Consider the following 25,454-nt stretch of genomic DNA (forward strand, 5'->3'; position numbering starts at 1 on the left):
GAGAGTGGGGGAGTCCCCAGGGCGGGGAGGCCCACCCTCCGGGAGCTGTTGCGGCCACGTCAATAAGTTGGACTAGACCAACAACTCTCTTTGGACTAGACCATGCGATTCCTTTACCTCTCTTCGGTCAGTCGCACGGTGAAGCCCCGGTCCAGCGGCAGGCTCGGTGTGGTGATGGTCGTGACCTGTGTGTCGGCGTCGTACGACCAGGCGGAGGCGGGCAGTTGGCGGCCGTCGAGGAGGACCCGCGCGGGCGCCCCCTCGCCGTGCACGGTGAACCGGTAGGAGCGGGCGTCCACCTTGCCGGCGTAGTCGCCCCTGCTCGCGCCCACCGAGACGGTCGTCCCGCCGCCGTCGGAGTGCAGGGAGACCCGCTGGACGGCGGCGGCGCCCTCGATGAAGTCGCGGGTCAGCCCGTCGTCCTCGTACAGCGTGTAGTGACTCGTGCCGTGGGCCGCCGGATACAGGTCCCAGTCCAGCTCGTGCCGGTCCCGGATCTGCCAACTCGTCGTCCCCTTCGGCCACATCGGCACGATCGCGCCCTCGCGCACGAACAGCGGGAGCGTGTCGAGCGGGGCGTGGTAGCCGTTGAGGGTGGTCGGGCCCTGGTAGGTGCGGCCGGACCAGTAGTCGGTCCAGGTGCCCTTCGGCAGATAGATGCCGTCGCGCGTGTCGGAGTCCTGGTAGACCGGGGCGACGAGGAGGTCGGGGCCGGACAGGAACTCGTACTTCGCCTGGTCGGACAGGGTGTCCGGGTCGTCCGGGTACTCCAGCCACAGCGGCCGCACCGCGCCGACACCGGTCTTCGCCGCCTCGGCGGAGAGCGTGTACATGTACGGCAGCAGCCGCTCCTTCAGCTGCAGGTACTTCCGGTTGATGGAGGTGTACGGCTCGCCGTCGAGCCAGGGCTGCTGGTCGGCGGGCTTGTCGGTGGCGAGGTCGGTCGCCCAGCCGTCCATGGTCATGATGGCCGGCAGGAACGCCTTCCACTGCAGATCGCGGGCGTACATCTTCGCGTCGTGGCGGTAGATGCTGCCCACGTCACCGGTGTTGTAGGCGATACCGGACATGGTCGCCCCGGCATAGGTCGGGATCTGCCAGCGGATGTAGTCCCAGGACAGCTTCTGGTCGCCGCTCCACAGCACCCCGCAGCGCTGGGCGCCCGCCCAGGACACCGGCAGCCACACGAAGCCGCGCGCACCGCTGTTGTCCTCGATCCCCTTCTTGGCGGCGTCGCACGCGTCGAGCGCGAACTTGTAGCCGTTGCCGACCCAGGCCACGTCCAGCTTGGCCACCCGCTGGCCCGCCCTGACCTGGTCGGCGAGCTTGTCGATGCCGTCCTGGGTCCACAGGCCGAGCTGGGCGTGGTGGTCCTGCAGGCCCTGGGCGGTCTGCTGAAGGTTCTCGTACCCACAGCCGTAGCCGTCGTTGACCAGCATCCAGCCAAGGGGCATCTGGTGCTGTGTGTACCCGTCGGCGATCTTCAACGCGTCCAGGGTGTGCCGCTCGCCCCGGTTGGCGTTGTGCAGGTAGCAGTCGGAGTCGCCGGGTTCGAGACCGTACACCGGCGGCATGAAGGGCCTGCCCGCCAACGCCGTGTACTTGCCGATGACCTGCTTGGCATCGCCGATGAAGTAGTAGGCGTCAAGCTGCCGTTCCTGCTGGCCCGTGGTCACCGGTGAGCCGAAGGTGTACACGCCGGGCGCGAACGTGTTGCGGAAGACGCCGTAGCCCGCGCTGGAGAGGTAGAACGGCTGGGAGTTGTTGTAGCCGCCCTCGTTCCAGTCGAAGCTGTTGGCCACGTACATCGTCCGCCCGCGGTGCGAGAAGCTGCCGTTCTGCTCCCCGCCGCCGAAGAACTGCTCGTCCGCGCCCCGCATGAGGCTCTGCCGCATGCCGCCGGTGGACCAGCGCAGCGGCTTGTCCTCCTGCCAGATCCGGGTGCGGTTGTCGGGTTTGTACAGCCCGAAACGCAGCGGCTTCTTGTACACGCGCAGCACGGCCTGCGGCGAGCGGATGCCGTAGTAGTCGCCCGCGTCGAAGGACGAGGTGCGCCGCTCCACGGCCGGCTGCTTGCGCACGATGGCCGTGCCCGCCGGATCGCTCAGCGAGCCGGACGGGTCGGCCTGCAGCCGCAGTTGGCCTCCCGTCAGAAAGTCCGCCCGCGCTGTGAGCTGTCCCGCCTCGACGGTGTAGCTGCCGTCGCCGCCCGAGAAGGACGTGAGATCGCCCGCGTCCGTGGTGGCGGGCAGGTACGCGGCGCCCGTGAAGGAGTTGTCGTGCACGTCGTACGGCACGACCACCACGTGGTACGTCCCGGACGCCCGCGGAATCACCGTGGCCTCGGGGTCGGCCGTGCCCGCGCTGGACGCGACCTGCCTGCCGTGGTCGTCGTAGACGTACAGGTCGAAGTCGTCGGAGGGCTTCTCCCACCTGATCGACAGGGGGACGCCGCCCTCGGGGTTGTCGTCCCAGTAGCCGTCCGGCACCGAGACGGTCAGGTCGAAGCGGTCGCAGACCTTGTCGTCGGGGTCGGCGGCCGGGTCGGGACAGCTCTCGGTGCCGCCGCCGGTGCCCTTGGCGTAGACCGGGCTCTGCCAGCTGACGCTGCTGTGCGCGGCGTCGAGTACGGCGCCGGAGGTGGCGGCGGCCCGGGCGGGCACCGGGGCGGCGAGCAGGGTTCCCGCCAGGGCGGTCGCCAGCCCCAGCGGTACCCAGGCCGGCCACGGCACACGGTGGCGCAGTCTTCGCGATCTTTGCACGGCGGAACAGCTCCCCTCGCAGTACTGCGGACTGACTGTTCTTGCTCTGGTGCGTGGAAACGCTCGAAACAGGCTTGAATCAAGCAACTTCAAGCAGGAAGCCTCAGGGCTGACGCAGGTTCATGTCAATAGCGAGGGCCCGGAACCCGGCCGGACACGGCGAAGGCCGACCCCCTCGACAGCAGGGGCCGGCCTTCGCGGGCGGGTCGCTCAGCCCGCGTTCTTCCGGAGCACGATCTGGGTCTGCGTGGTCTGGCCGACCAGCCGGTCCCGGTCGTCGCGCAGGTCCGTCTGCACCACGATGAGCGTGCCGCCGAGGTGCAGCGGCCGGGCGATGGCACGGACGTGCCCGGAGGTGACCCCCCGCAGGAAGTTCGTCTTGGACTCCACCGTCGACGTACCGGTCGCCCCCTCGGGCAGGTTGAGGTAGGCGCACACCGCCCCGACGCTGTCCGCCAGCGCCATCAGGGCACCGCCGTGCAGGGCACCGCCCGCCGTACACGCCTGCCGGGACCAGGCCAGTGAGCCGACGGTGCGCTCGGCGGTGGCCTCCTTCAACTCGATGCCCAGCCCGGCCGCGAAGGGCATCGCGGCCAGGAGCTCGGCAGGCTCGGGATGCGACGACATGGCGTACCGCCTTTCGTGAGTGCCACGATGATCGGGCAGTGTGCCAGTCAGCCCCCGGACGGCTCCTGGAGCATGGCGAGTTTCAGGACACCGCCGCCGATGCCCCAGCCGCCGTCCGCCACCTCCTCCACCAGGACCATGGTGGCGGCGCGGGCCCGCTCGCCGTAGATCTCGACGTACAACTCGGTCGTACGGGTGACGAGCAGCTCCTTCTGCTCGTCGTCCAGGCTTCCGGCGGGCACCTTGAAATTCGCGAACGGCATGGGTTTTCCTCCTTGATTCGAGGGGTGTCAGAGGGAACTGCCCGGGGTGAGCAGGTCGTCGAGGCCGGCGCGGCGGAAGAACTCGGCGCGGATGCGGTCGGCGACCGCGGAGACGACCTCGCTGCCGTCACGGGCGGGGTCCACATGGGTGCGCAGCGGCCGGCGGCCGGCGGGCAGGTCCACCAGTCGTACGACGGCCGCCGCGACCTGCGCCGGGTCCGCGTCCGGCGGGACCAGTGCCCCGAGCCGCTTGTCCAGGTCCGCGAGCAGGGTGCCGTAGCGCTCGGCATAGGCCGCCGCGCGTCCGGTGTCGGCGGGGGCGCCGGCGTGCAGGAAGTGGTTCGTGCCGGAGGTGAAGGCGCCCGGCACGACGAGCGCGGTGTCGATGCCGAACCGGACCAGTTCACCGGCGTAACTGACCGCCAGCGCGTCCATCGCCGCCTTGGCCGCGAAGTACGGCCCCAGGAAGGGCGGACAGCCGCCGCGCGTGCTGGAGCTGCCGATCCATACCAGCAGGCCCTCGCCCTGTTCCCGCAGCCGGGGGAGCGCGGCCCGGTTCACGCGCTGGGCACCCAGCACGTTGACGTCGTACAGGTCCGCGAGCTGCTCGGGCGTGAAGGCCTCGGCGGGCCCGGTGACCATGTGGCCGGCGTTGTGCACCAGCACGTCCAGCCGGTCCTCGGCGGCCAGCATGCGGGCCACCGCCGCGTCGGCGGAGTCCTGGGAGGTGACGTCCAGTTCGACGGCGTGCAGCGACACGCCGTGCTCGGCCGCGTACCTGTCCAGGCCTGCCACGGCGGGTGCGTTGCGGCCGGCCGTCTGCCGGATCCCCGCGTAGACGGTGTGGCCGGCGTCGGCGAGGGCGCGCACGGTCAGCGCGCCGAAACCGCTGGAGGCGCCGGTGACCAGGATGGTCCGGGGCGTGTGGGTGGTCGTTCGGGGAGTGTCCGTGGTCATGGTTCCTCGATGGCGTGGGGATCGGGACAGGATGGGGCCGGGAGGGTCAGACGATGCCGCCGTTGGCGCGCACGACCTGGCCGTTGATCCAGTGGCCGGCCGGCGAGGCGAGGAACGCCACCACCTCCGCGATGTCGGCGGGCGTGCCGAGGCGTTCCAGCGGCGGCTGGGCGGCCAGGCGCGCGATGGCCTGCTCGTCCTTGCCGTCCAGGAACAGCTCGGTGGCCGTGGGCCCGGGGGCCACGGTGTTCACGGTGACGTCCCGGCCGCGCAGCTCGCGGGCCAGCACCAGGGTCAGCGCCTCGACCGCGCCCTTGCTCGCGCTGTAGGCGCCGTAGGTGGGAAAGGCCAGGCCCACCACGGAGGTGGAGAAGGCGACGAACGAGCCGCCCCGGCGCAGGGTGCGGGCCGCCTCACGGGCGACCACGAACGTGCCGCGGATGTTGGTGCGGTGCAGCGCGTCCAGCTCCGCGAGGTCCAGCTCGGCGATCGGCGCGAGATACATCCGGCCGGCCGCGTGGACCACGACGTCCACCCCGCCGAACTCCGCGGCGGCCGTCCCGAACAACTCGGCGACCTGCTGTTCGTCGGCGACGTCGGCGCGCACGGCGACCGCGCTGCCGCCGGCCGCGGTGACCTCCTCGACGGCGGCCTCGGCCGACTCGCGGTTGCCGGCGTACCCGATCACCACGGCGTACCCCTCGGCGGCGAGCCGGCTCACGGTCGCCCGGCCGATGCCGCGCGAGCCTCCGGTGACCACGGCCACGCGGGGCCGGGCAGTCGACTCCCGGGGCGTCGATTCCTGGGCGGCTGTTTCCCGGGTGGCTGTTTCCTCAGCGGACATGAGCGGTCTCCTGCCGGACGGGGCGGTGCGGAACTCCTTCAGCCTGGGCCGCCGCGCCCGGGCCAGCCACGGCTGCGCTCACCCTGGGGTCGGCAACCCCTGGATACGCGTCCCCCGGGGCGCGACCATGGAGGGCGTGAACCATGCCGAGCTGGCCGCCTTCCTGAAGTCCCGGCGCGACCGGGTCCGCCCCGCCGACGTCGGCCTGCCCACCGGCCCGCGGCGCCGGGTCCCGGGTCTGCGCCGCGAGGAGGTGGCCCAGCTGGCCGGGCTGTCGGCCGACTACTACACCGAGCTGGAGCGGGGCCGCGGCGCCCAGCCCTCGGCGCAGGTCCTGGCCGCCCTCGCCCGCGCGCTGCGGCTCGGCGGCGACGAACGCGACCATCTGTTCCACCTCGCCGACCGCCCGTTGCCGGCCGAGGCGTCCGGGCCCACCGCGCTCGTCCAGCCCGCCCTCCTCGGCCTGCTGGACCGGCTCACCACGACCCCCGCCCAGGTCATCACCGACCTGCACGAACCGCTCGTGCAGAACCCCCTCGCCGTGGCGCTGCTCGGTGAGATGCCGAGCGGACGCGGGCCGCAGCGCGGCTTCGTGTACCGGTGGTTCACCGACCCCGCCGCCCGCGGCCTCTACCCGGCCGAGGACCATCCGCACCACTCCCGGGTGTTCACCGCCGACCTCCAGGCGGTCGCGGCCCGGCGCGCCAAGGACGCCGACGTCACCCGGCTGGTGGCCACGCTGCTGCGGCGCAGCACGGAGTTCGCCGAGCTGTGGGAGCAGCGGGAGGTGGCCCTGCGCCGCACCGACCACAAGCGGATCGTCCACCCCTCGCTCGGCGTCATCGAGCTGGACTGTCACAGCCTCTTCAGCGAGGACGGCCGGCAGCGCCTGCTGTGGTTCAGCGCCCCGCCCGGCACCGAGGGAGCCGCCCAGCTGGAGCTGCTCTCGGTGATCGGCACTCAGGACCTGGACGCCACGGCGGAACAGCCGGGCCGCCGCCCCCGATGAGGCGGATTGCAGCAGACTTGTCACGAAGTCGGCGGACCCGTGGCGGATCATCCGTCGCCTGAGGCACCCTTGACAGTGTGCGCCCTGTTTCGCGACGTTTGAGCAGTCGCGCGCGGAGGGGATGCGGCGCACATCGGAACGAGTGGCAGGACGCGCCCGGCGCGTCATGGGGGGAGCGGTCGCCCATGCGATCCATGAGCCATGATCCACACGCCTCACCGGTCTGCGCCGCCTCGGGCGCGCCGCTCGCGGAGCCTGCGGAAGGGCGGTCGAACTGAGGTGGAGATCACCATCCACAGACCCGGCGAGCTGACGCCCGAGCTGTGCGGGGCCTGGCACCGCGCGATGGACGAGTCGCCCGAGTACTCCAATCCCTTCCTCGCACCGGAGTTCGCGACAGGCGTCGGCCGATACCGGCGCGGGGCCCGGGTGGCGGTCCTGCACGAGGGCGGGGAACCGGCCGGGTTCTTCGCGTACGAGCGGGGGCCGTTCGGCACCGGACGGGCCATCGGGCTCGGACTGTCCGACTGCCAGGCCCTCGTGCACCGGCCCGGGGTCACCTGGAACGCCGGGGACCTGCTGCGGGCCTGCGGGCTCAGCATCTTCGAGTTCGACCATCTCGTCCAGGAGCAGCGGCCGTTCGCCCCGCACGTCACCGGCACCTTCGCCTCGCCGGTGATCGATGTGAAGCCCGGCGACGGCGGCTACCCGGAGTGGCTGCGGAGCACCTACCCGAGCCTGGCCAAGACCACGTTGAAGAAGGAGCGGCGGCTCGGCCGGGACATCGGCGAGGTGCGGTTCGAGTTCGACGAGCGCGACCCGGAGGTGCTGCGCACCCTCATGCGCTGGAAGTCCGCGCAGTACCGCAGGACCGGCCGCATGGACCGGTTCTCCCGGCCGTGGATCGTCGGCCTGGTCGACCATCTCTTCCGCGTCCGCGAGGAGCACTTCACCGGAGTGCTGTCCGTGCTGTACGCGGGCGACCGGCCGGTCGCCGCCCACTTCGGGCCCCGGTCGAGCACCGTGCTGGCGGCCTGGTTCACCGCCTATGACCCCGAACTGCACTACTACTCACCGGGGTTGATGATGCATCTGCGGACCGCCGAGGCGGCGGCCCGGCACGGGGTGACCCTCGTGGACCTCGGGCGCGGCGACAAGGAGTACAAGGACTGGCTCAAGACCCGTGAACTGCGGGTCGCCGAGGGCTTCGCGGCCCGCCCGCACCCCGTGGCGCTCGCCCACCGGCTGTGGCGCAGGCCGGTGCGGGGGCTGCGGAACACGGTCAACGCCCATCCGCAGCTGCGCGCCCCTGCCGACCGGCTGCTGAAGACGGTGGGCAGGGTGCGCACCCAGGGCGTGGCGGCTTCCCCGGCCGCCCGGAAGAATCACCTTCCGGAGCGGTAGTACTGGCAGGTTCTCGTCAAAATTTCGCCAAGCGGCGGATGTTTTCGGGCGGGCGTGATCGGGTCTCCTGGTCGGCAGTGTCGATGCCCTTCAGGAGGTCCCTGGTGTCCGTACCAACCCGCAGAAGACGGTGGTTCACCGTCTGTGCGCTCGCCGCGTCCGCCGCACTGGTCGCGATACCCCCGTCCGCCGCCTCGGGGCGATCGGTGAGCCCCTTCGGTGTGCGGGTCCTCGGCCAACTCGCCAAGGAGCGCGAGCAGTCCGCGGGTGCCATGTCGCCGCATGTGGCGGCGGACGGCGATGACGGCAACGAGGCGGACGAGATCGCCGAGGGCGCGGACCAGTACGCCGAGGCCCGCACCTCCCCGGGTGTGGTCGCACCGGGTGCGTACGGCGCGGCCTGGCACGACCTGAACAACCTCCGGCGGACCGGCGGTAGTTGGCGCAACATCACCGACCTGCCGTACAACTCCGACGACCCGCGCTACCGCGACATCGACTCCAACTCCAGCGGCGGCGGCGGGAACGTCACCGGCCGGATGGCGGCGATCGCCGCGGACGACGACGGTTACGTCTACGCGGGCAGCGCCGGCGGCGGCGTGTGGCGCTCGCGCAGCGGGGGCGGCCACTGGAAGCCCATCAGCGACCGGCTGCCCGCCCAGTCCACCGGCGCCCTCGCCCTCGACGGCGCCGGCCGGCTGTGGCTGGGCACGGGTGAGGCGACCACCAACGCCGACGCCTACCTCGGCAGCGGCGTCTACGTCCTCACGCACCCGCACCACGGCACCTTCTCGGCGCGCAGCCGGGTCGGCGGCGACGAGCTGGAGAGCACCACCATCCACGAGCTGCGCTTCGGCGGCGGCAAGGTGTGGGCAGCCACCAGCAAGGGCGTGTGGAGCCACTCCACGAAGAACCTGGGCGGCGCCTGGAAGCTGGAGTTCGCGCCCAACCCGGACTTCCTGCCGGGCGGTGCGAAGGCCGGCGACCCGAACGCGCCGTACAAGAACATCGCCAACGACATCGCCATCGACCCCAAGGACCCGTCCAAGGTGGTCCTCGCCGTCGGCTGGCGCAGCGGCGACGACTACAACGGCTTCTACACCAAGGTGGGCGGCACCTGGACCCGGATCACCAGCGGCCTCGGTGACCTCCCGGCCGACGCCGGCAACGTCGGCAACGTCACCTTCGCCCGCTCCGCCGACGGCTCCCGCTACTACGCCATCGACCAGTCCCCGCAGCAGCTGAGCACCAACCCGGACAGCGGCCTGGAGGGCATCTACGTCTCCAAGTCCGGCTCACCGACCGGCCCCTGGACGAAGATCGCCGACTACAAGGGCCTGGCCGCCGACAACTCGGCGCTGACGACGGCCGGTTACATGCCCGGCGTCCAGGCCTGGTACAACCAGTTCCTCGCCGTCGACCCGGCTGACCCGCAGCACGTGTACGCCGGCCTCGAAGAGGTCTACGAGTCCAAGGACGGCGGCGCCAACTGGTCGACGGTCGGCCCGTACTGGAACTTCACCTTCTCCTGCTGGAGCATCGACCCGGCCAAGCAGACCGGTGACTGCAACCCGACCACCCACTCCGACCAGCACGGCGTCGCGATCGGCCGCTACCACGGCAAGAGCTTCGTGTACGTCGGCAACGACGGCGGCGTCTACAAGCGCCCGGTGAACGGCTCCCAGGACGCCTCCGGCCACGCCACCGACTGGACCTCCCTCAACGACGGCACCATCGACACCCTCCAGTACTACTCCGTCGGTATCGGCAAGGACCTCGACCACGGCGGCCTGTCCGTCACCGGCGGCCTGCAGGACAACGGCCAGTCCATCCTGCGTGGCGACGACAAGGTCATGGGCTCCAACTTCGGCGGCGACGGCGGCGACACCCTCACCGACCCCGCCAACGGCTGCGACATCGCCCAGGAGTACGTCTACCTCGCCGTCCAGGTCACCCAGAACTGCGCGGTGAACGACGGCAGCTGGGCCACCGACCCGAGCAAGGCCACCTCGTACTCCGTCGCCCCGCCCGACAACGCCACCAGCGAGGCCCGCTTCATCGCCCCGCTCGCCGCGGACATGAAGGACGGCAACACCTGGGTCGCCGGCGGTCGGCACATCTGGGTGCAGACCCACGGCTACGCCATCCGCAGCGGCAAGGAGTGGACCAGCGTCCACGACTTCGGCGCCGGCCGGGTGGCGACCGCCGTCGCCGCCTCCGGCGGGAAGATCTACGCCGCCTGGTGCGGCCCCTGCAACAACCAGGGCTTCGCCCGCGGCATCGCCGTCGGCAACGCGGACGGCACCGGCTGGCACGACATCAGCCTGCCCGCCGACGGCACGGTGCCCAACCGGTACCTGAGCGGCTTCGCCGTGGACCCGAAGAACGCCGACCACGTCTTCCTCGCCGTCAACGGCTTCTCCCGGCACTGGACCGAGGGCCCCGGTGCCGGCGTCGGCCATGTCTTCGAGTCCACCGACGGCGGGACGACCTGGAAGGACATCTCGGCCAACCTGCCCGACGTGCCCACCGACTCCGCGCTGGTGACCGCGGACGGCGGCCTCGCCGTCGCCACCGACCTCGGTGTCGTCTACCGCGCGCCGGGCCGCACCACCTGGCAGCGGATCGGCAGCCTGCCGGCCGTCGCCGTGCTCCAGCTCAAGACGAGCCCCGACGGCGGCACGTTGTACGCCGCCACGCACGGCCGCGGTATCTACACGGTCAAGCTGTGCGACCTCCGCTGACCTCCCGCTGAATCAGGAGGGGTGACTCCCGAGCCCCGGGGGTCACCCCTCCTGCGCGTACGGCACCACGTCCACGTCCAGCGTGAAGACCGGGCGCGCGGCACCGGCGATGTCCGGCGCCTTGGCGGCGGCGGTGACCTGCGCCGTACCGCCCCGGGTGCCCGCGCAGCGCAGGGCGGCGTGCGCGGTGCCGTCCGCGTCCACCCGCCAGTCCGATGCCACCACGAGCGCCGGCGCCGAACTCAGCACACCCGTCCACCGTTTGTCGTCCAGACGCGGCAGCAGGGTGAGAGCCACGACCGTCCCGGGGCGCACGCACAGCCGGCGCCGGACGGGGCCACCGGGGGCCACGGAGACGTCCGCCTGCCCGGCGACGCAGCCGCCCGGGGACGTGGGTGCCGGGGCCGAGGGCGCCCCGGAGGGCGCGACCGTCCCACCGGAGGATGCCGATCCGCTCGGGGTCTCCGTGGCGCCGGGCGACCCGGACGGCCGCGCCGACCGGCTCCCGGACGCTCCGGTACCGGCTCCCGCCCCCGCTCCCCGCCCCGTCGGCGCCCCGCACCCCGCCAGTACGACGACCGCAGCGATCGCACATCCACCGGCCCACCACCGCATGCCAGCACCTCCCGGCCTCCCGAGTACGCCTCCCAGGATGCCTCAGCCGCCGCCGCGCACGGCCCGTCCGACCTCCGTGCGCAGCTTCACGAACCCCGGCAGGCTCCGGGTGGTGAGCTGGTCCCGTTCGCCGGGCAGGCCGACCGGCAGATCGCGGACCACGCGGGAGCCGGGGCCGGGAGAGAGGACGACGACGCGGTCACCGACGTACACGCTCTCGTCGATGTCGTGGGTGACGAACACGATGGTCGTGCCGTTCGTCCGGTGGACCTCCAGCAGCAGGTCCTCCAGGTCCTCGCGGGTGCCCGCGTCCAGCGAGCCGAACGGCTCGTCCATCAGCAGCAGGGAGGGCCGGCAGACCAGGGCGCGTGCGATGGCGACACGCTGCTGCATGCCGCCGGACAGCTCGCCGGGACGGCGCCGGGCGACCCCGTGCAGGCCGACCCGTTCCAGGATCGTCTCGGCCTCGGCCCGGCGGGCCGCCCGCCCGAGGCCCCGGCGGCGCAGCGGCAGGGCCACGTTGTCGCGGACGGTGAGCCAGGGCAGCAGCGAGCGGCCGTACTCCTGGAAGACGACCGCGAGCCGCTCCGGTACGCCGGTCACCGGGGTCCCGTCGAGGGTGATCGTGCCCTCCTGCGCGGGCAGCAGTCCGGCGATGGTGCGCAGCAGCGTGGACTTGCCGCAGCCCGAGGGCCCGACGACGCTCAGGAGCTGGCCGTCGGGCACGGTGAGGGTGATGCCGTCGAGGACGTGCTGGTCGCCGAAGTGCCGGCTGACGGAATCCAGGCGCAGCATCCGTCACCCGGCCCAGGGCGCGTAGAGGGTGCCCGCGCTGCCGCCGACCCGCAGGTGCAGCAGGAAGGGTCCGGAGTCGTCGCCCCGGCCCAGGGCGTGGTCCAGCGCGGCCGGCAGCTCGTCCGGGTGTTCGGCGCGGGCCGCGGGGCAGCCGAAGGACTCGGCGAGGGCCGCGAAGTCGATGCCTGTGATGTCCGTACCGGGGACGGGTGCGATGCCGATCCGGCGGCCCAGCGCCTGGACGGCCGCGTAACCGCCGTTGTCCAGAAGGACGTAGGTGACCGGAGCCGCGTGCCGGGCCGCGCTCCACAGGGCCTGCACCGAGTAAAGAGCCGAGCCGTCGCCGACCACGCACACCACCCGGCGCCGGTCGGCGAGCGCCCGGCCCACCGCGAGGGGCAGTCCCCAGCCGAGCGCCCCGCTGCCCGTGGTGAGGAAACCGCCGCCCGACTCGACCGGTACGCGCGCGTGCAGCGCGTCGCGGTGGCTCGGCGCCTCCTCGACGAGGACCCGGTCGCGCGGCAGCCGGGCGCGCAGCAGATCGAAGAACAGCTCCGGCGTGATGTGCTTGTCGGCGCGGGCCGGGGTAGGCGCGGGCCGGGGCGGCGGCGGGTCGCGGTCGGGCTCCGTCAGCAGCCCGGCGAGCCGGGCCAGGGCGGGCCGCAGGGTGGTGACGATACTGGTGCCGGTGGGCAGCCAGGCGGCCTGGCCGGGGTCGCAGTCCAGATGGAACAGCTCGGTGCCGGGCGCGAGCGGCGGGCCGCCGTCCGCCACGTGATAGGTGAACACCGGCGCGCCGAGGGCGACCACCACGTCGTACGGCGCCAGGCGCGCCGCCAGTTGCCGGGCGATCGGCGGCAGGAACCCCTGGAACAGCGGATGCGACTCCGGGAAGCCGGAGCGGCCGGAGAGCGGACTGATCCACACCCCGGCCCGGATCCGCTCGGCCAGCGCCCGGACCTCGTCCAGCGCGTCCTCGTCGTCCACGCCCGGCCCCACCACGAGCGCCGGGCGCGCGCACGTCTCCAGCCGGGCGGCGAGCGCGTCCAGGGCGTCCGGGGCGGCCGTGAACGCCGAGTGCACCGTGCGGGGCGTGACGGGCTCGGCGGGCCGGTCCCAGTCGTCCTCGGGCACGGACACGAACACCGGGCCGCGTGGATGGGTCATGGCGATCCGGTACGCCTCGGCGAGCACCGCCGGCACGTCCTCGGCGCGTTCCGGCTGGCGGGCGGACTTCACGTACGGGCGCGGGAACAGGGTCGGTTCGTCGGCGCCGAGGAACGGGCGCAGCTGGATCAGGGAGCGCGCCTGCTGTCCCGCCACGATCACCAGCGGCACCCGGTCGCGGAAGGCGTTGAACACCGCGCCCAGCGCGTGCCCCACCCCGCCGGCCGAGTGCAGGCTGACGAAGGCGGCACGCCGGGTGCCGAGCGCGTGCCCGGCGGCGATGCCGACGGCGACGGACTCCTGCAGGCCCAGGACATAGGTGAAGTCGTCCGGCCAGTCGCGGAACATCCGCAGTTCCGTGGACCCCGGATTCCCGAAGACCGTGGTCATGCCGGTGTCGCGCAGAAGCCGTACGACCGCCTCGCGCACCGTGGCCGTCGTCATGCTGCCCTCCCTGCATACGATCCGGGGCCGACGAGCCGCTTCTCGACCGCCAGCAGACCGGTGTTGAGGAGATACCCGAGCGCGCCGAGCAGCAGCAGCGCGGCCCACACCGTGAGCAGATCGGAGCGCGTCTGGGCGTCGGTGAGCGTGAAGCCGATGCCGTTGTCAGTGCCCGGCAGCAGCTCCGAGAACACCATCAGGATCAGAGACAGCGAGAGACTGAGCCGGAGCCCCGCGAAGATCCGGGGCAGCGCCGAGGGCAGGATCAGGAACCACAGCCGTTCGGGCGCCGTCAGCCGCAGCACGGCCGCCACCTGGAGCCGCAGCGGGTCGGTGGCGCGGGCGCCCTCCGCCGAGTTGATCAGCACCGGCCATACCCCGCTGAACACGATCGACGCCACCTGCATGGGCGTACCGAAGTCGAAGACGACGACGAACACCGGCACCAGCGCGGGCGGCGGCACGGCCCGTGCGAACTGCAGCACCGGGTTGCACAGCGCGTACGCCCGGCGCGAGCGGCCCACCGCGATCCCCAGGGTGACCCCGGCGACGGCGGCGAGCGCGAATCCGGCCGCCATCCGGCCCAGGCTCGGCAGGATGGTGTCGACGGCGGCCGGGGTGAGGAACAGGTGGCCGACGGGCCCGGAGAACCACAGGTCGCGGGCGTGCCGGGCGATGCGCAGCGGTGGCGGGAAGTACACGCTGCCCTGGGCACGGGTGGCCAGCTCCCAGCAGGCGACGGCGACGAGGAGCACCGACCAGCGCAGCAGGAAGGGGACGGCGGTGGCCCGGCGCGGTTCGGGTGGGGCCGAGATCCGAGCGCTGCCCGGTGTCCGAGTCATGGGCGGCTCCGCCGCGACGCGACTGCTTCCGGCCGCGGTTCCTGCGCCCAGGCGAACAACCGCCGCTCCGCGCCGACCAGTACGCCGTTGATCACCAGCCCGAGACCGCCCGCCCACACCACTCCCGCCAGCACGTCCCGCGTGCCGTCCGTCTCCGTCTGGGCCTGGGCGATGAAGATCCCGAGACCCTGGCCGAAGCCGGAGAGGATCTCCGTCGCGACGGCCAGGATCAGGGCGACCGCGGCCGAGATGCGCACGCCGGCCGCGATGAGCGGGGCGGTGGCCGGCAACTCCACCCGCAGCAGCACCGCGAGCCGCCCGAAGCCGAAGGCGCGCAGGGTGTCCTTGGCCAGCGGATCGGTCTCGCCGAGGCCGTAGACGGTGTTGAACATCACCGGCCAGAGCGAGGCGTACGCGATCAGCGTCACCTCCGTCCGCGTGCCCGAACCGAGCAGCAGCGACACCAGCGGGATCAGCGCGACGGACGGCAGGGGCCGCAGAAACTCGATCACCGCGCGTACGGCGCCCTCCACCACCGGCACCGCGCCCAGCAGCAGCCCCAGCGGTACGGCGATCGCACAGGCGAGCCCGAGGCCCAGCGCCCACGCCCGCAGGGTCACCCCGATCCCGTCGAGGAAGGCGGGGTCACCCGCCAACCGGGCGGCGCGGGCGAGGACTTCGGAGGCAGGCGGCAAGTAGCTGCGCCGCACGATCCCGGCGCGGGCGACCGCCTCGCAGGCCCCGAAGGCACCCGCCGCGCCGAGCAGACCGAGGAGCAACTCCTGACGGCGTGTCATGTCACCAGTACAGGGGCCGGATCGATGTCCTTGTTCAGCACCCCCTGGGCGCGCATGAGCTTGATGAGCCGGCGCAGTGCCGCCGGGTCGGCGGTCGCCGGATAGTCGGGCAGATGGATCGACTTGGCCTGGTTCGCGGTCACCTTGGCGTACCTCGGCAGCTCCGCGCGGACCGCTCCCGGATCCTCGGCGGCGAGTCTGGAGGCCGCCTCGACGGCACGCCGGAAGCCCGCCGCGGCCCTGGGGTTCTTCTTCACGAAGTCGGCCGTGGTGACGTACCCGCTGGCGGGCAGGCCGCGCGCCGGTCCGGAGCCGCCGTCCAGCAGCACCCGCGCGCCCAACTCGCCCTGGACGGCGGTGTCGAAGGGCTCGACCACGTGGGCGGCGTCCACCTGGCCCCGCTGCAGGGCGGGCCCCATCTGCGGGAACAGGATCTGCCGGTACACGGGCCGGCCGGCGCCCTGGCCGTCCAGGATCGCGTTCAGGGTCAGGGACTGGATGTTGTTGAGGACCGCGACGGCGACCTTCCTGCCCGCGAGGTCGGCGGGCTTCTTCAGCGCCGAGTCCCTGGGCACGAGGACGTCCATCATGTGCGGGGCGATCCGGACGCCCTCGGCGAGGATGCGCAGGTCCAGGGTGCCCTTCTCGTACGCCTGGAAATAGGTGACGTAGTTCGCGCTCGCGATCACGTCCACCTGGCCCTTGAGCAGCGCGGGCAGCGCCTGGATGCTCTGCTGCACGGGCTGGATGCGCACGTCCAGGCCCTCCTTGGCGAACAGCCCGCGGTCCCGGGCCAGATAGAGGGCGGCGGAGTCGGTGAGCGGCAGAGCCGCGACGGTCAGCTGCTGCCGTCCGTCGCCGGGGTGCGACGTGCCGCCGCTGTCGCAGCCCACGAGGACCAGCGCCGCCGCGGCGACAAGCGCGGCGAGGCGTTTCGTTCGCGTCATTCCCGGTCGTGATCGTGATCGACGTAAAGGCATACGGGCATGACTACCCAGCAATTGTCATGATCGCTACATTTGGTTCGGGGTCTTCGGCCGGCTCAGGCCCGTGGGGCCGCGATGCGCAAGGGGGTCGGGGGAGGTGGTGTCGTGGTGTCGGTGGTGCCGGTTGCGTCCGTCCACCAGTCCGCGCCGTCCTCGATATAGCGCAGCAGCACTCCCTCGCGGATGGCCCACGGGCAGACGACGGCCCCGCGCAGCCCCATGAGCTTGAGCGCCGTGTGCCCGACGACCGCTCCGGCCAGGCTCTGCTCGGCGCGAGGCGCCGAGATCCCGGGCAGCTGGGCCCGCTCGGCGACGGGCAGCGCGGCGAGGGTGCGCACCGCCCCGTGCAGGTCCCGGCAGCGCATCTGCCGCTGCACGAACGGGCCGTAGCGCCCCGGTGCCGCCCCGCAGAGCCGGGCCAGCTGCTGGAACGTACGCGAGCTGACCGCGGCGGTGCGCGGCCGTTCCCAGCGGATCCGCGAGGCCACGTCCCGCAGCTCATGGCGGATCCGGCGGCGCAGTTCCTTCAGCTCCTCCGGCCCCGGCGGGTCCTGCACCGTGAGGTACTCCTGGGTGAGGCGGCGTGCGCCGAGCGGCAGGGACGCGGCGAAGTCGGGCAGCCGGCCCCGGCCGAAGGCCACCTCCAGGGAGCCGCCGCCGATGTCGAGCACCGCGAGCGGGCCGGCGTGCCAGCCCAGCCAGCGCCGGGCCGCCAAGAAGGTCAGCTCGGCCTCGGTCTCACCCGGCAGGGTGCACATGCGGATCCCGGTCCCGGCGGCCACCCGGCGCAGCACCTCCTGCCGGTTCGGCGCGCCGCGCACCACCGCGGTCGCGAAGGCCAGCGGCCCCGCCGCATGCCATCTCCGGGCGGTGGCCCCCGCCGCGCCCACCGCTTTCACCAGCCGCTCCACCGCCTCGTCGGCGATGGTGCCGTCCGGACCGACGTGTTCGGACAGGCGCAGCTTCCACTTGACGGTGTGCACCGGCAGCGGAACGCCACCCTCCACATCCGCGATCACCAACCGAACCGTGTTCGACCCCGCATCCAGCACACTCACCCGCATGGCCGGGAAGTACCCACTTTCCCGCCAGGAACCCGTCATTCAGGGGGCGCCTGTGTGCGCAGCACCGGCCGGCGGGTCCGAACGTCGGTCTCCTGTCCTGATCTCGGCCCCCATCCCGCCACCGACCCCGTTCCTGCCCTTGGATGGTCACCACCACTGTCGGCGCGAGGAGCGGCACTTGAGCGGGACGGACACGACGAGGGCACTGGTGATCGGCGGCGGCATCGCGGGGACCGCGGCCGCGCTCGGGCTGCACAAGGCCGGATACGACGTCACCGTATACGAGGCACACCCCGACACGGCCGAGGACATCGGGGCGTTCCTGACCCTGGCCGGCAACGGAATGCGCGCCCTGGCCCAGCTCGACGCCACGGACGCCGTCACGGCCGTCGGTTTTCCACTGACCTCGCTGCGGCTGCTCGACAGCGCCGGCACCGAGCTGACGCAGGCACCCCTCGGCGAGGTCGCCGAACCCGGGCTGCGCTACCGCTGTCTGCGCCGCGGCGAGCTGAACGCGGCCCTCCAGCAGGAGGCGGCCGGGCGCGGCATCCCGGTGCGTCACGGGGTCCGCCTGACCGACGTGACCGAGACTCAGGACGGCGTCAGCGCGCACTTCGCCGACGGCACCACCGCCGAAGCCGACCTCCTCATCGGCGCCGACGGACTCGACTCGACGGTCCGCGGGATCCTCACCCCCGGGGTGCGGCCGCGCTACTCGGGTCAGCGGGTCTACTACGGCTACACCGGCTCCGCGCCGCGCGTGGCCAAGACCGGCCGCATCACCTTTGTCCGGGGCAGCAAGGCCACCTTCGGGTACGCGGTGTCGCCGACGCGGGAGGCGTACTGGTTCGCCCGCGTCAACACCGACCCCCTGCCCGCCGACGGATCCGTGCACGAGGTCGCCTGGCGCGAGGAGCTGCTGCCGCTGCTGCGCGAGGACTCCGTGCCGATGGGGGCCGTCGTCGCCGCCTCCGTCGGCTCCGTCCTGGTCACCAACGCCACCGAGCTTCCGCTCGGCACCGTATGGCACACCGGACGCGTGCTGCTCATCGGCGACGCGGCCCACGCCGCCTCCCCGGCCACCGGCCAGGGCGCCTCCATGGCGCTGGAGGACGCCGTCGTCCTCGCCAAGGCGCTGCGCGATCTGCCCGGCCCGCCCGCCGCGTTCGCCGCCTACGAGGCGCACCGCCGGCCGCGCGTGGAGCACAACATCACCGTCAGCGGCGCCCTCACCCGAGGCGGCACGGACCCGGCCCGCCCGCGTCCCGTCATCGCCCGCCCCGCCGACCCGGACGCGGCGCTCATCCGCCAACTGGCCTGGGACCGCCCGCTGTCCGCCGCGCCGCCCGAGGAGCCCTGACCGGCGCGCGATGGCGTACGCCACCGCGAAAGTACAAGAGGCGGAGCACTGGAGTCCATTGCCGGGGAAACGCCGGGGCCGGATCGTTCCGTGCGACCGGCCCTTCGGAACCCTCGGCAACAAGGAGCACAGTTGCGACTCTTGAGAAGAGCAGGCGGCGCGGCGGCCGCGACCGCCGCCCTGGTCCTGGGCGGTGGCATCGCGTCCCCCGCACCGGCCGCCACACCCGCCGACGCCGGCTACACCGTGACCGTGGGGACCCCGGTGCCCTACACCCACCCCACGGACACCCCCGCCAGCCCCTATCTCGACCGGGACGGCACCTTCCACTACCAGCAGTCCGCCGCCCTGTACGGCGCCAAGGACCCGCGCACCTGGGACTTCTACACCGGCAAGGACTTCGACTCCGCGACCTTGGACAGGACGCTGAGCAAGTCGGTGAACCCGGCCAACCCCGCCGACCGCAACGACGACACCACCTGGCGCTGCAACAACAGCCCCACCGGCCTGGAGGCGACGTACGCGCCGAGCGGCTCCGGCTACGCCCAGAGGAACTACTGCGACCTGTCCGGGGTGTGGGTCGACCCCGACACCGGCGACTGGTACGGCCTGGTGCACAACGAGTTCACCCCGCAGCCCTTCGGCGACGGACTGCACTACGACGCCATCGACTACGCCGTCTCCACCGACCGGGGCCGCACCTGGACCATCAAGGACCATGCGATCACGTCCCCGTACGGCACCCGGCGCGGGGACACGGCGGCCTTCCCGAACCAGACGTACTCCTACGGCGACGGCGACCAGCGCCTCTTCGTCGACACCGCGTCCGGCTACTTCTACGTCTACTACGGCTCCCGGATCATCGACAAGAGCGGTGGCTGGAAGGCGTTCTACGAGCACGTTGCCCGCGCCCCGATCTCGGCCAAGATGGCGCCCGGCTCCTGGCGCAAGTGGTACGACGGCGCCTGGTCGCAACCCGGCACCGGCGGCAAGGAGAGCGACATCGTCCCCGTCGACGCCGACCACCCCACCGGCTACACCCCCGCCTCCGCCGAGTACGACCCGGCCAACACCGGCACCGCCGCCCAGCAGATCGCGGCCGGGAAGATGCCGCCGACCTCGCCGCTGTTCGTGATGAACATCGCCTACGACGCCCATCTCGGGCTGTACATCGGCGAACCGCAGGCCGTCGACCAGAGCGGCAACTCACCGCAGTACCTCTATGCCACCGACGACCTGAGCACCCAGAGGTGGCGCCCGATCGGGGGCACCGGCAGCTACACCAACGCCTCCTGGTACCGCTGGTTCCTCGACAGCGCCAACCGCACCAGCTCCACGATCGTCGGCAGATCCTTCCGCTCCTACTGCGCCTTCGGCTGCTCGCACGACGCCTCCGGCGAGTACGTCGACATCACCGTCGACTCCTCCGCGCCCGCCGCCGCCCCGATGGACACGAGCCGCACCTACCGCATCGCGAGCGGCGCGGGCCGGATCCTGGCCCAGGCGGCCCGCGGCAGCGCCACCACCTCGCTGGCGCGGCCCGCCAAATCCGGCCGCGACACCTGGGTCTTCACCCCGACCGGCGACGGAGCCTTCACCCTCACCAACGCCGCGAGCGGGCGGCTGCTCGGCGTCGACTCGTCCGCGGCCGCCGGCCGGGCCTGGGGCGCCAGACCGACCGTCACCGCCGCACGGAGCGGCGGGCCCTCCGTCGGCCAGCAGTGGTTCGTGATCCCGAACGGCTCCGGTGGCACCTACCGTCTCGTCAACCGCTACAGCGGACTCGTGCTCGGCCTCTCCGGCACCTCGGGCCGGCTCGCCGAGACCACGCCGGTGCGCACCTGGACCGACAGCAGCGGGAGTTCGGTCGGCGCGGGGCGCTCCGCCGCGGAACAGAGCCTGTCCTTCACCGCGGCCTGAGCGCTCCACCCAAGCGCCGCGACAGGCCGAGGGGGACGCTCAACTCCCGTCGGACGCCGGGAAACCTCCGGCTATCCTGCGCCCATGCCGATCACCAACGGGGATTCCGACGCCCGCCTGGCCCTGGCAGCGGCCCAGGCGGGCGCCGTCGTCGTCCGCGACCTCTACGGCAGTCGGCTCGAACGCCACGACAAGTCCGCCGGAGACTTCGCGACCGAGGCGGACCTCGCCGCCGAGCGGGCCATCCTGGACGTGCTGCGTGCCGCCCGCCCCGACGACGCCGTGACCGGCGAGGAGAGCGGACGCTCCGGCGCCGCCGACGCCCACCGCCGCTGGCTGGTCGACCCGCTGTGCGGCACCCTCAACTACGCGGTGCAAACCATGCTCGTCGGCGTGAACGTCGCCCTGCGTCAGGGGCCCGAGGTCACGGCCGCCGCGACCGCCGACCCGTTCGGCGGCGAGGTGTTCTGGACCGACGGCGAGGCGGCCTGGGTCCACAGCGACGGCGCGGACGAACGGCTGACGCCCTGGGCCGGCTCCGCGCTGGTGGACGTCAACCTCGATCCTCCGTTCCCCAACGCCCCGCGCTTCCGGGCGGTCCGCCTCCTGGCCGATCCGGGCTTCGCCGAACGGTTCCGGCCCCGGGTGATCTCCAGCACCCTCGCCGTGGCCTGGGTCGCCGCCGGACGCCGGGCCGCCTACGTCACCGACGGCGACCTGCGCGACAGCGTGCACTTCGCGGCAGGGATCGCCCTGTGCCGGGGGGCCGGCTGCACGGTGACCGACCTGTACGGCGAGCCCGTGCTCAGCGGCGCGGGCGGTCTCGTCGCGGCGGCCGACGCGCAGACCCACGCCGCACTGCTGCGGCTCGTCAAGAACCGTAGGAGCGAGGGAAGTTAGCGGAGGCACTTCACGGTGTTGCGTCGTCGAGTGATGGGCCTGCCTGCTCGACGGAGGTGCCGCCTGTCTGGTGTGATGCCCGTATGACCTCGGCCGCCGACCTCGCCACCCGCTTCGGCCCCGCCCTGGACACCGGCCCCGAGAGCCTCCGCGCGTGTGCGCAGGACTTCGGGCACATCGTGCAAGAGACTCCGCTCGGCGTCCTGCGCCCCCGGTCCGCCGCCGAGATCCAGGACCTGCTGGAGTTCGCCGGACCCCGGGGCATCCCGGTGAGCGTGCGCGCCGGCGGTCACTCGATGTACGGCCAGGGGCAGGCGGGCGGCGGGATCGTGCTGTACCTGCGGGAGATGAACCGGGTCGGTCCCGTGGCGGATGGCCAAGTGACCGTGCAGGCAGGGGCGTTGTGGCGCGAGGTGCTCGCCGCAACCCTGCCGTACGGCCGTACCCCGCCGGTCCTCACCGACTACCTCGGCGCGAGTGTCGGCGATGTCCTGTCGGCGGGCGGACTCGGCGGGGCCGGCCACCGGCACGGCCTGGTCGCGGACCAGGTCCAGGAGCTGGAGGTGGTGACCGGGGCCGGGGAGCACCGGTGCTGCTCGCCCGACCGGGATCCGGAGCTGTTCCACGCCGTGCTCGCCGGACTCGGCCAGTGCGCCGTCATCGTGGCCGCCACGCTGCGCCTGGTGCCGGCCCCCGCCCGGGTCCGCCGGCACTGCCTGTACTACGCCGACCTCACCCGCTACCTCGCCGACCAGCGGCGGCTCGCCGAGGAGCAGCGCTTCTCCTATCTCGAGGGCCAGGCCCGGCCGGCCGGCGAGCACGGCTGGCAGTACATGATCGAGGCCGTGGCCCCGTACGACGGCCCCTGCCCGCCTTCCGCCGCCGCCCTTCTCGACGGACTCGGGCACGATCCCGCCGCACTGGAGACGGAGGACCTGGGTTACGGCGAGTTCGCCCATCGAGTGGACACCGACGAGGAGGTCCTGCGGGAGACGGGGGAGTGGCTGTATCCGCACCCGTGGCTCAATCTGCTGCTGCCGCACGACAGCGCCGAGTCCGTCGTCCGCGCCGTGCTCACCGACCCCGCCTTCCGCGATCTGCGTGACACCGGCCTCGTCCTGCTGTACCCGCTGCTCTCCAGCCGGCTGCGGGCTCCCCTCTTCAGCCGCCCCTCCGGCGAAGTCCTCCACCTGTTCGCCCTGTTGCGCACGGCGCCGCCCGGCAGCCCCGAGACGGTCGCGGCGATGGTGGCCGCCAACCGCGCCGCGTACGGGCTGGCCCGCTCCGAGGGCGCCGTCGCCTATCCGGTGAACGCCCTGCCCATGGCGGATGCCGACTGGCGGGAACACCACGGCAGTCGCCGACCGGCCCTCTCCGCCGCCAAACGGCGCTTCGACCCGCATCTCGCCCTGGCGCGCGGACACGGTCTGCGGTTCTGAAGGTTTTGGCTTCCGAAGGCTTGCCGGGCGCTTGTCTCACCACTTAAATCAAAACATGAACTAAGCCGGAGCGTCGGCTGCTTGAGCCGTTTTCCCTTGGGAGCCGCCAGATGAGAAGCCGGATGAGACGCCGCACGGGACCGAGGGCCTTGGGTCTCGCACTGGCCGCCATGGCCGCACTGATCACCCTGCCCCTGGCCCACCCCCCGGCCGCCGCGGCCGGAACCCGGACCTGCGACACGGCCGACGCCGCCCAGGGCCGGCCCGCCACGGCGTCCTCCACCGAGAACGCCGGCACCCCCGCCTCCGCCGCCTTCGACGGCAACACCTCCACCCGCTGGTCCAGCCGGTTCAGCGACCCGCAGTGGCTCCAGGTCGACCTCGGCGCGGTCGAGGACCTGTGCGCGATCGACCTGAACTGGGAGACCGCCTACGGCAAGGACTTCCAGCTCCAGGCCTCCACCGACGGCCAGAACTGGACCACCCTCAAGACCGTCGCCGGCGCGGGCGGCGGCACGGCGTCGTACGACGTCAGCGGCTCGGGCCGGTATGTGCGCATCTACGGCACCGCGCGCGGCACCGGGTACGGCTACTCCCTCTGGGAGATGGCTGTGCACACCACGACCACCGCGAGCGGCCCCATCCAGGGCGGCGGCGACCTCGGCCCGAACGTCATCGTCGTGGACCCTTCCACCCCCGACCTCCAGCAGAAGTTCGACGACGTCTTCAAGCAGCAGGAGTCCGCCCAGTTCGGCACCGGCCGCTACCAGTTCCTGCTCAAGCCCGGCACGTACAACGGCATCAACGCCCGGATCGGCTTCTACACCTCCATCTCCGGGCTCGGCCTGAACCCCGACGACACCCAGATCAACGGGGACGTCACGGTCGACGCCGGCTGGTTCAACGGCAACGCCACGCAGAACTTCTGGCGTTCGGCGGAGAACCTCGCCGTCAAGCCGTCGAACGGCGACGACCGCTGGGCCGTGGCGCAGGCAGCGCCCTTCCGCCGTATCCATGTCGAGGGCGGTCTCAACCTCGCGCCCACCGGCTACGGCTGGGCCTCCGGCGGCTACATCGCCGACTCCAAGATCGACGGCACGGTCGGCCCGTACTCCCAGCAGCAGTGGTACACCCGGGACAGCTCGGTCGGCGGCTGGACCAACGGCGTCTGGAACATGACGTTCTCCGGCGTCCAGGGCGCGCCGGCGACCAACTTCGACAGCGGTCCGTACACCACCCTGGACACCACCCCGGTCTCCCGCGAGAAGCCGTTCCTCTATCTGGACGGCTCGGACTACAAGGTGTTCGTGCCGTCCCGGCGCACCAACGCCCGAGGCGTCTCCTGGCCGAACACCCCGGGCACCTCCCTCCCGCTCGACCGGTTCTACGTCGTCAAGCCGGGAGCCACCGCCGCCACCATCAACGCGGCCCTCGCCCAGGGCCTCAACCTGCTCTTCACACCCGGCATCTACCACCTCGACCAGACCATCGACGTCACCCGCCCCGACACCGTCCTCCTCGGCCTGGGCCTGGCCACACTCGTCCCCGACAACGGCATCGACGCGATGCACGTGGCGGACGTCGACGGCGTGCGGCTGGCCGGCTTCCTCATCGACGCCGGACCGGTCAACTCCGACACGCTGCTGCGCATCGGCACGCCCGGCGCGACCGCAGACCACTCCGCCGACCCGACCACCGTGCAGGACGTGTTCTTCCGCATCGGCGGCGCGGGACCCGGTCTCGCCGCCAACTCGCTCGTGGTCGACAGCAACGACACGATCATCGACCACACCTGGATCTGGCGCGCCGACCACGGCAGTGGCGTCGGCTGGGACACCAACCGCGCCGACTACGGCCTGAGGGTCAACGGTGACGACGTCCTCGCCACCGGCCTGTTCGTCGAACACTTCAACAAGTACGACGTCTACTGGAACGGCGAACACGGCCGGACGATCTTCTTCCAGAACGAGAAGGCGTACGACGCTCCCGACGCCGCCTCCATCACCCATGACGGCATCGTCGGCTACGCGGCCTACAAGGTCGCCGACTCCGTCACCACCCACGAGGCCTGGGGACTCGGCAGCTACTGCAATTACACGGCCGACCCGTCGATCGTCCAGGCCCACGGCTTCCAGGTCCCGACCGGCTCGGGCATCAGGATGCACGACCTGCTGGTGATCTCCCTCGGTGGCAAGGGCCAGTACGCCCATGTCGTCGACAGCACCGGCGCTCCCACCTCGGGAACCGGCACCGTCCCCTCGAAGGTGACGTCGTTCCCGTGATCCACCCCTGAAGACAGGCCCCCCGGGGTTTCGAGTGCGCGCCGAGTGCAACTGCAACATGGACGGTGCGGCACGCGGACGGAGCCGCACCCTCCGCTTGCCCGCAGGGGCAGTAGAAGAAGAGGAAGCTCATGGATCACTCGCGCGCACCGGTACTCGAGGCCCTGGAGGAGTTGCGGCGGGGGGGCGCGGCCGCGGGGGGGCGGCCGCCGCCGCGCGGCGGCCGGCGCCGG

At 72.4% G+C, this 25,454-nt stretch carries 20 protein-coding genes; 8 read left to right on the plus strand and 12 right to left on the minus strand.

Annotated features, from left to right (window positions below; translation table 11 throughout):
- Positions 1-113 precede the first annotated feature (113 nt).
- The 5 genes from ACWCQS_RS04875 to ACWCQS_RS04895 all read right to left on the minus strand — a co-directional run bounded on the left by ACWCQS_RS04875 (position 114) and on the right by ACWCQS_RS04895 (position 5,453).
- Positions 114-2,285, minus strand: coding sequence for a TIM-barrel domain-containing protein (locus ACWCQS_RS04875; protein ID WP_451003508.1), 2,172 nt, complete (start codon positions 2,283-2,285; stop codon positions 114-116).
- A 687-nt stretch (positions 2,286-2,972) separates the two neighbouring features.
- Positions 2,973-3,389: a PaaI family thioesterase gene (locus tag ACWCQS_RS04880; RefSeq protein ID WP_451003134.1), complete on the minus strand. Its 417-nt coding sequence runs from the start codon at positions 3,387-3,389 to the stop codon at positions 2,973-2,975.
- A 47-nt stretch (positions 3,390-3,436) separates the two neighbouring features.
- Positions 3,437-3,652, minus strand: coding sequence for a tautomerase family protein (locus tag ACWCQS_RS04885; protein WP_450987193.1), 216 nt, complete (start codon positions 3,650-3,652; stop codon positions 3,437-3,439).
- Between the two features lie 27 nt (positions 3,653-3,679).
- Positions 3,680-4,609, minus strand: coding sequence for an SDR family NAD(P)-dependent oxidoreductase (locus ACWCQS_RS04890; RefSeq protein WP_451003135.1), 930 nt, complete (start codon positions 4,607-4,609; stop codon positions 3,680-3,682).
- Between the two features lie 46 nt (positions 4,610-4,655).
- Complete coding sequence (locus ACWCQS_RS04895; RefSeq protein ID WP_451003136.1) at positions 4,656-5,453, minus strand: SDR family oxidoreductase; 798 nt, start codon at positions 5,451-5,453, stop codon at positions 4,656-4,658.
- A 136-nt stretch (positions 5,454-5,589) separates the two neighbouring features.
- On the opposite strand from ACWCQS_RS04895, the gene ACWCQS_RS04900 reads away from it, so the two are divergent.
- The 3 genes from ACWCQS_RS04900 (at position 5,590) to ACWCQS_RS04910 (ending at position 10,610) form a co-directional block, all read left to right on the plus strand.
- Complete coding sequence (locus ACWCQS_RS04900) at positions 5,590-6,462, plus strand: helix-turn-helix transcriptional regulator (RefSeq protein ID WP_451003509.1); 873 nt, start codon at positions 5,590-5,592, stop codon at positions 6,460-6,462.
- 279 nt (positions 6,463-6,741) lie between these two features.
- Complete coding sequence (locus ACWCQS_RS04905) at positions 6,742-7,866, plus strand: GNAT family N-acetyltransferase (protein ID WP_451003137.1); 1,125 nt, start codon at positions 6,742-6,744, stop codon at positions 7,864-7,866.
- Positions 7,867-7,970: 104 nt separating this feature from the next.
- The gene (locus ACWCQS_RS04910; protein WP_451003138.1) at positions 7,971-10,610 is read left to right on the plus strand and encodes a glycosyl hydrolase; all 2,640 of its coding nucleotides are present in this window, start codon (positions 7,971-7,973) and stop codon (positions 10,608-10,610) included.
- 42 nt (positions 10,611-10,652) lie between these two features.
- On the opposite strand, the gene ACWCQS_RS04915 is transcribed toward ACWCQS_RS04910, so the two are convergent.
- The 7 genes from ACWCQS_RS04915 to ACWCQS_RS04945 form a co-directional block, all read right to left on the minus strand.
- Positions 10,653-10,907, minus strand: coding sequence for an acetyl-CoA synthetase (locus tag ACWCQS_RS04915; protein ID WP_451003139.1), 255 nt, complete (start codon positions 10,905-10,907; stop codon positions 10,653-10,655).
- Positions 10,908-11,267: 360 nt separating this feature from the next.
- Positions 11,268-12,020: an ABC transporter ATP-binding protein gene (locus ACWCQS_RS04920; RefSeq protein WP_451003140.1), complete on the minus strand. Its 753-nt coding sequence runs from the start codon at positions 12,018-12,020 to the stop codon at positions 11,268-11,270.
- A gap of 3 nt (positions 12,021-12,023) precedes the next feature.
- Positions 12,024-13,631, minus strand: coding sequence for a benzoylformate decarboxylase (gene mdlC / locus ACWCQS_RS04925; protein WP_451003141.1), 1,608 nt, complete (start codon positions 13,629-13,631; stop codon positions 12,024-12,026).
- On the minus strand, positions 13,628-14,473 hold the full coding sequence (locus ACWCQS_RS04930) for an ABC transporter permease (RefSeq protein WP_451003142.1): 846 nt from the start codon (positions 14,471-14,473) through the stop codon (positions 13,628-13,630). The genes mdlC and ACWCQS_RS04930 overlap by 4 nt, the downstream gene beginning before the upstream one ends.
- Complete coding sequence (locus ACWCQS_RS04935; RefSeq protein WP_451003143.1) at positions 14,470-15,270, minus strand: ABC transporter permease; 801 nt, start codon at positions 15,268-15,270, stop codon at positions 14,470-14,472. Before ACWCQS_RS04935 ends, ACWCQS_RS04930 begins: the two co-directional genes overlap by 4 nt.
- Positions 15,267-16,217: an ABC transporter substrate-binding protein gene (locus ACWCQS_RS04940; protein ID WP_451003144.1), complete on the minus strand. Its 951-nt coding sequence runs from the start codon at positions 16,215-16,217 to the stop codon at positions 15,267-15,269. Before ACWCQS_RS04940 ends, ACWCQS_RS04935 begins: the two co-directional genes overlap by 4 nt.
- A 95-nt stretch (positions 16,218-16,312) precedes the next feature.
- Positions 16,313-17,320, minus strand: coding sequence for a Ppx/GppA phosphatase family protein (locus ACWCQS_RS04945; protein ID WP_451003145.1), 1,008 nt, complete (start codon positions 17,318-17,320; stop codon positions 16,313-16,315).
- A 178-nt stretch (positions 17,321-17,498) separates the two neighbouring features.
- On the opposite strand from ACWCQS_RS04945, the gene ACWCQS_RS04950 reads away from it, so the two are divergent.
- The 5 genes from ACWCQS_RS04950 (at position 17,499) to ACWCQS_RS04970 (ending at position 25,221) form a co-directional block, all read left to right on the plus strand.
- A complete protein-coding gene (locus ACWCQS_RS04950) occupies positions 17,499-18,680 on the plus strand; it encodes an FAD-dependent oxidoreductase (RefSeq protein ID WP_451003146.1) in 1,182 nt (393 codons plus the stop codon).
- A gap of 141 nt (positions 18,681-18,821) precedes the next feature.
- Entirely contained in the window at positions 18,822-20,600 is a 1,779-nt protein-coding gene (locus tag ACWCQS_RS04955) for an RICIN domain-containing protein (protein ID WP_451003147.1), read from the plus strand.
- Positions 20,601-20,684: 84 nt separating this feature from the next.
- Complete coding sequence (locus ACWCQS_RS04960) at positions 20,685-21,500, plus strand: inositol monophosphatase family protein (RefSeq protein WP_451003148.1); 816 nt, start codon at positions 20,685-20,687, stop codon at positions 21,498-21,500.
- 83 nt (positions 21,501-21,583) lie between these two features.
- Positions 21,584-22,939, plus strand: a complete 1,356-nt coding sequence (locus ACWCQS_RS04965) for an FAD-binding protein (protein ID WP_451003149.1) — start codon at positions 21,584-21,586, stop codon at positions 22,937-22,939.
- Positions 22,940-23,109: 170 nt separating this feature from the next.
- On the plus strand, positions 23,110-25,221 hold the full coding sequence (locus tag ACWCQS_RS04970; RefSeq protein ID WP_451003150.1) for a discoidin domain-containing protein: 2,112 nt from the start codon (positions 23,110-23,112) through the stop codon (positions 25,219-25,221).
- Positions 25,222-25,454 lie beyond the last annotated feature (233 nt).

The organism is Streptomyces sp. NPDC002076 (genome assembly GCF_053593835.1).

Bases quoted from the DNA above. Each gene is read 5' to 3' on its own strand.
- ACWCQS_RS04935 (WP_451003143.1), bottom strand. From the start codon at position 15,270: ATGACACGCCGTCAGGAGTTGCTCCTCGGTCTGCTCGGCGCGGCGGGT.
- ACWCQS_RS04920 (WP_451003140.1), bottom strand. From the start codon at position 12,020: ATGCTGCGCCTGGATTCCGTCAGCCGGCACTTCGGCGACCAGCACGTC.
- ACWCQS_RS04890 (WP_451003135.1), bottom strand. From the start codon at position 4,609: ATGACCACGGACACTCCCCGAACGACCACCCACACGCCCCGGACCATC.
- ACWCQS_RS04895 (WP_451003136.1), bottom strand. From the start codon at position 5,453: ATGTCCGCTGAGGAAACAGCCACCCGGGAAACAGCCGCCCAGGAATCG.
- ACWCQS_RS04880 (WP_451003134.1), bottom strand. From the start codon at position 3,389: ATGTCGTCGCATCCCGAGCCTGCCGAGCTCCTGGCCGCGATGCCCTTC.
- ACWCQS_RS04885 (WP_450987193.1), bottom strand. From the start codon at position 3,652: ATGCCGTTCGCGAATTTCAAGGTGCCCGCCGGAAGCCTGGACGACGAG.
- ACWCQS_RS04940 (WP_451003144.1), bottom strand. From the start codon at position 16,217: ATGACGCGAACGAAACGCCTCGCCGCGCTTGTCGCCGCGGCGGCGCTG.
- ACWCQS_RS04960 (WP_451003148.1), top strand. From the start codon at position 20,685: ATGCCGATCACCAACGGGGATTCCGACGCCCGCCTGGCCCTGGCAGCG.
- ACWCQS_RS04965 (WP_451003149.1), top strand. From the start codon at position 21,584: ATGACCTCGGCCGCCGACCTCGCCACCCGCTTCGGCCCCGCCCTGGAC.
- ACWCQS_RS04930 (WP_451003142.1), bottom strand. From the start codon at position 14,473: ATGACTCGGACACCGGGCAGCGCTCGGATCTCGGCCCCACCCGAACCG.
- ACWCQS_RS04970 (WP_451003150.1), top strand. From the start codon at position 23,110: ATGGCCGCACTGATCACCCTGCCCCTGGCCCACCCCCCGGCCGCCGCG.
- ACWCQS_RS04945 (WP_451003145.1), bottom strand. From the start codon at position 17,320: ATGCGGGTGAGTGTGCTGGATGCGGGGTCGAACACGGTTCGGTTGGTG.
- mdlC (WP_451003141.1), bottom strand. From the start codon at position 13,631: ATGACGACGGCCACGGTGCGCGAGGCGGTCGTACGGCTTCTGCGCGAC.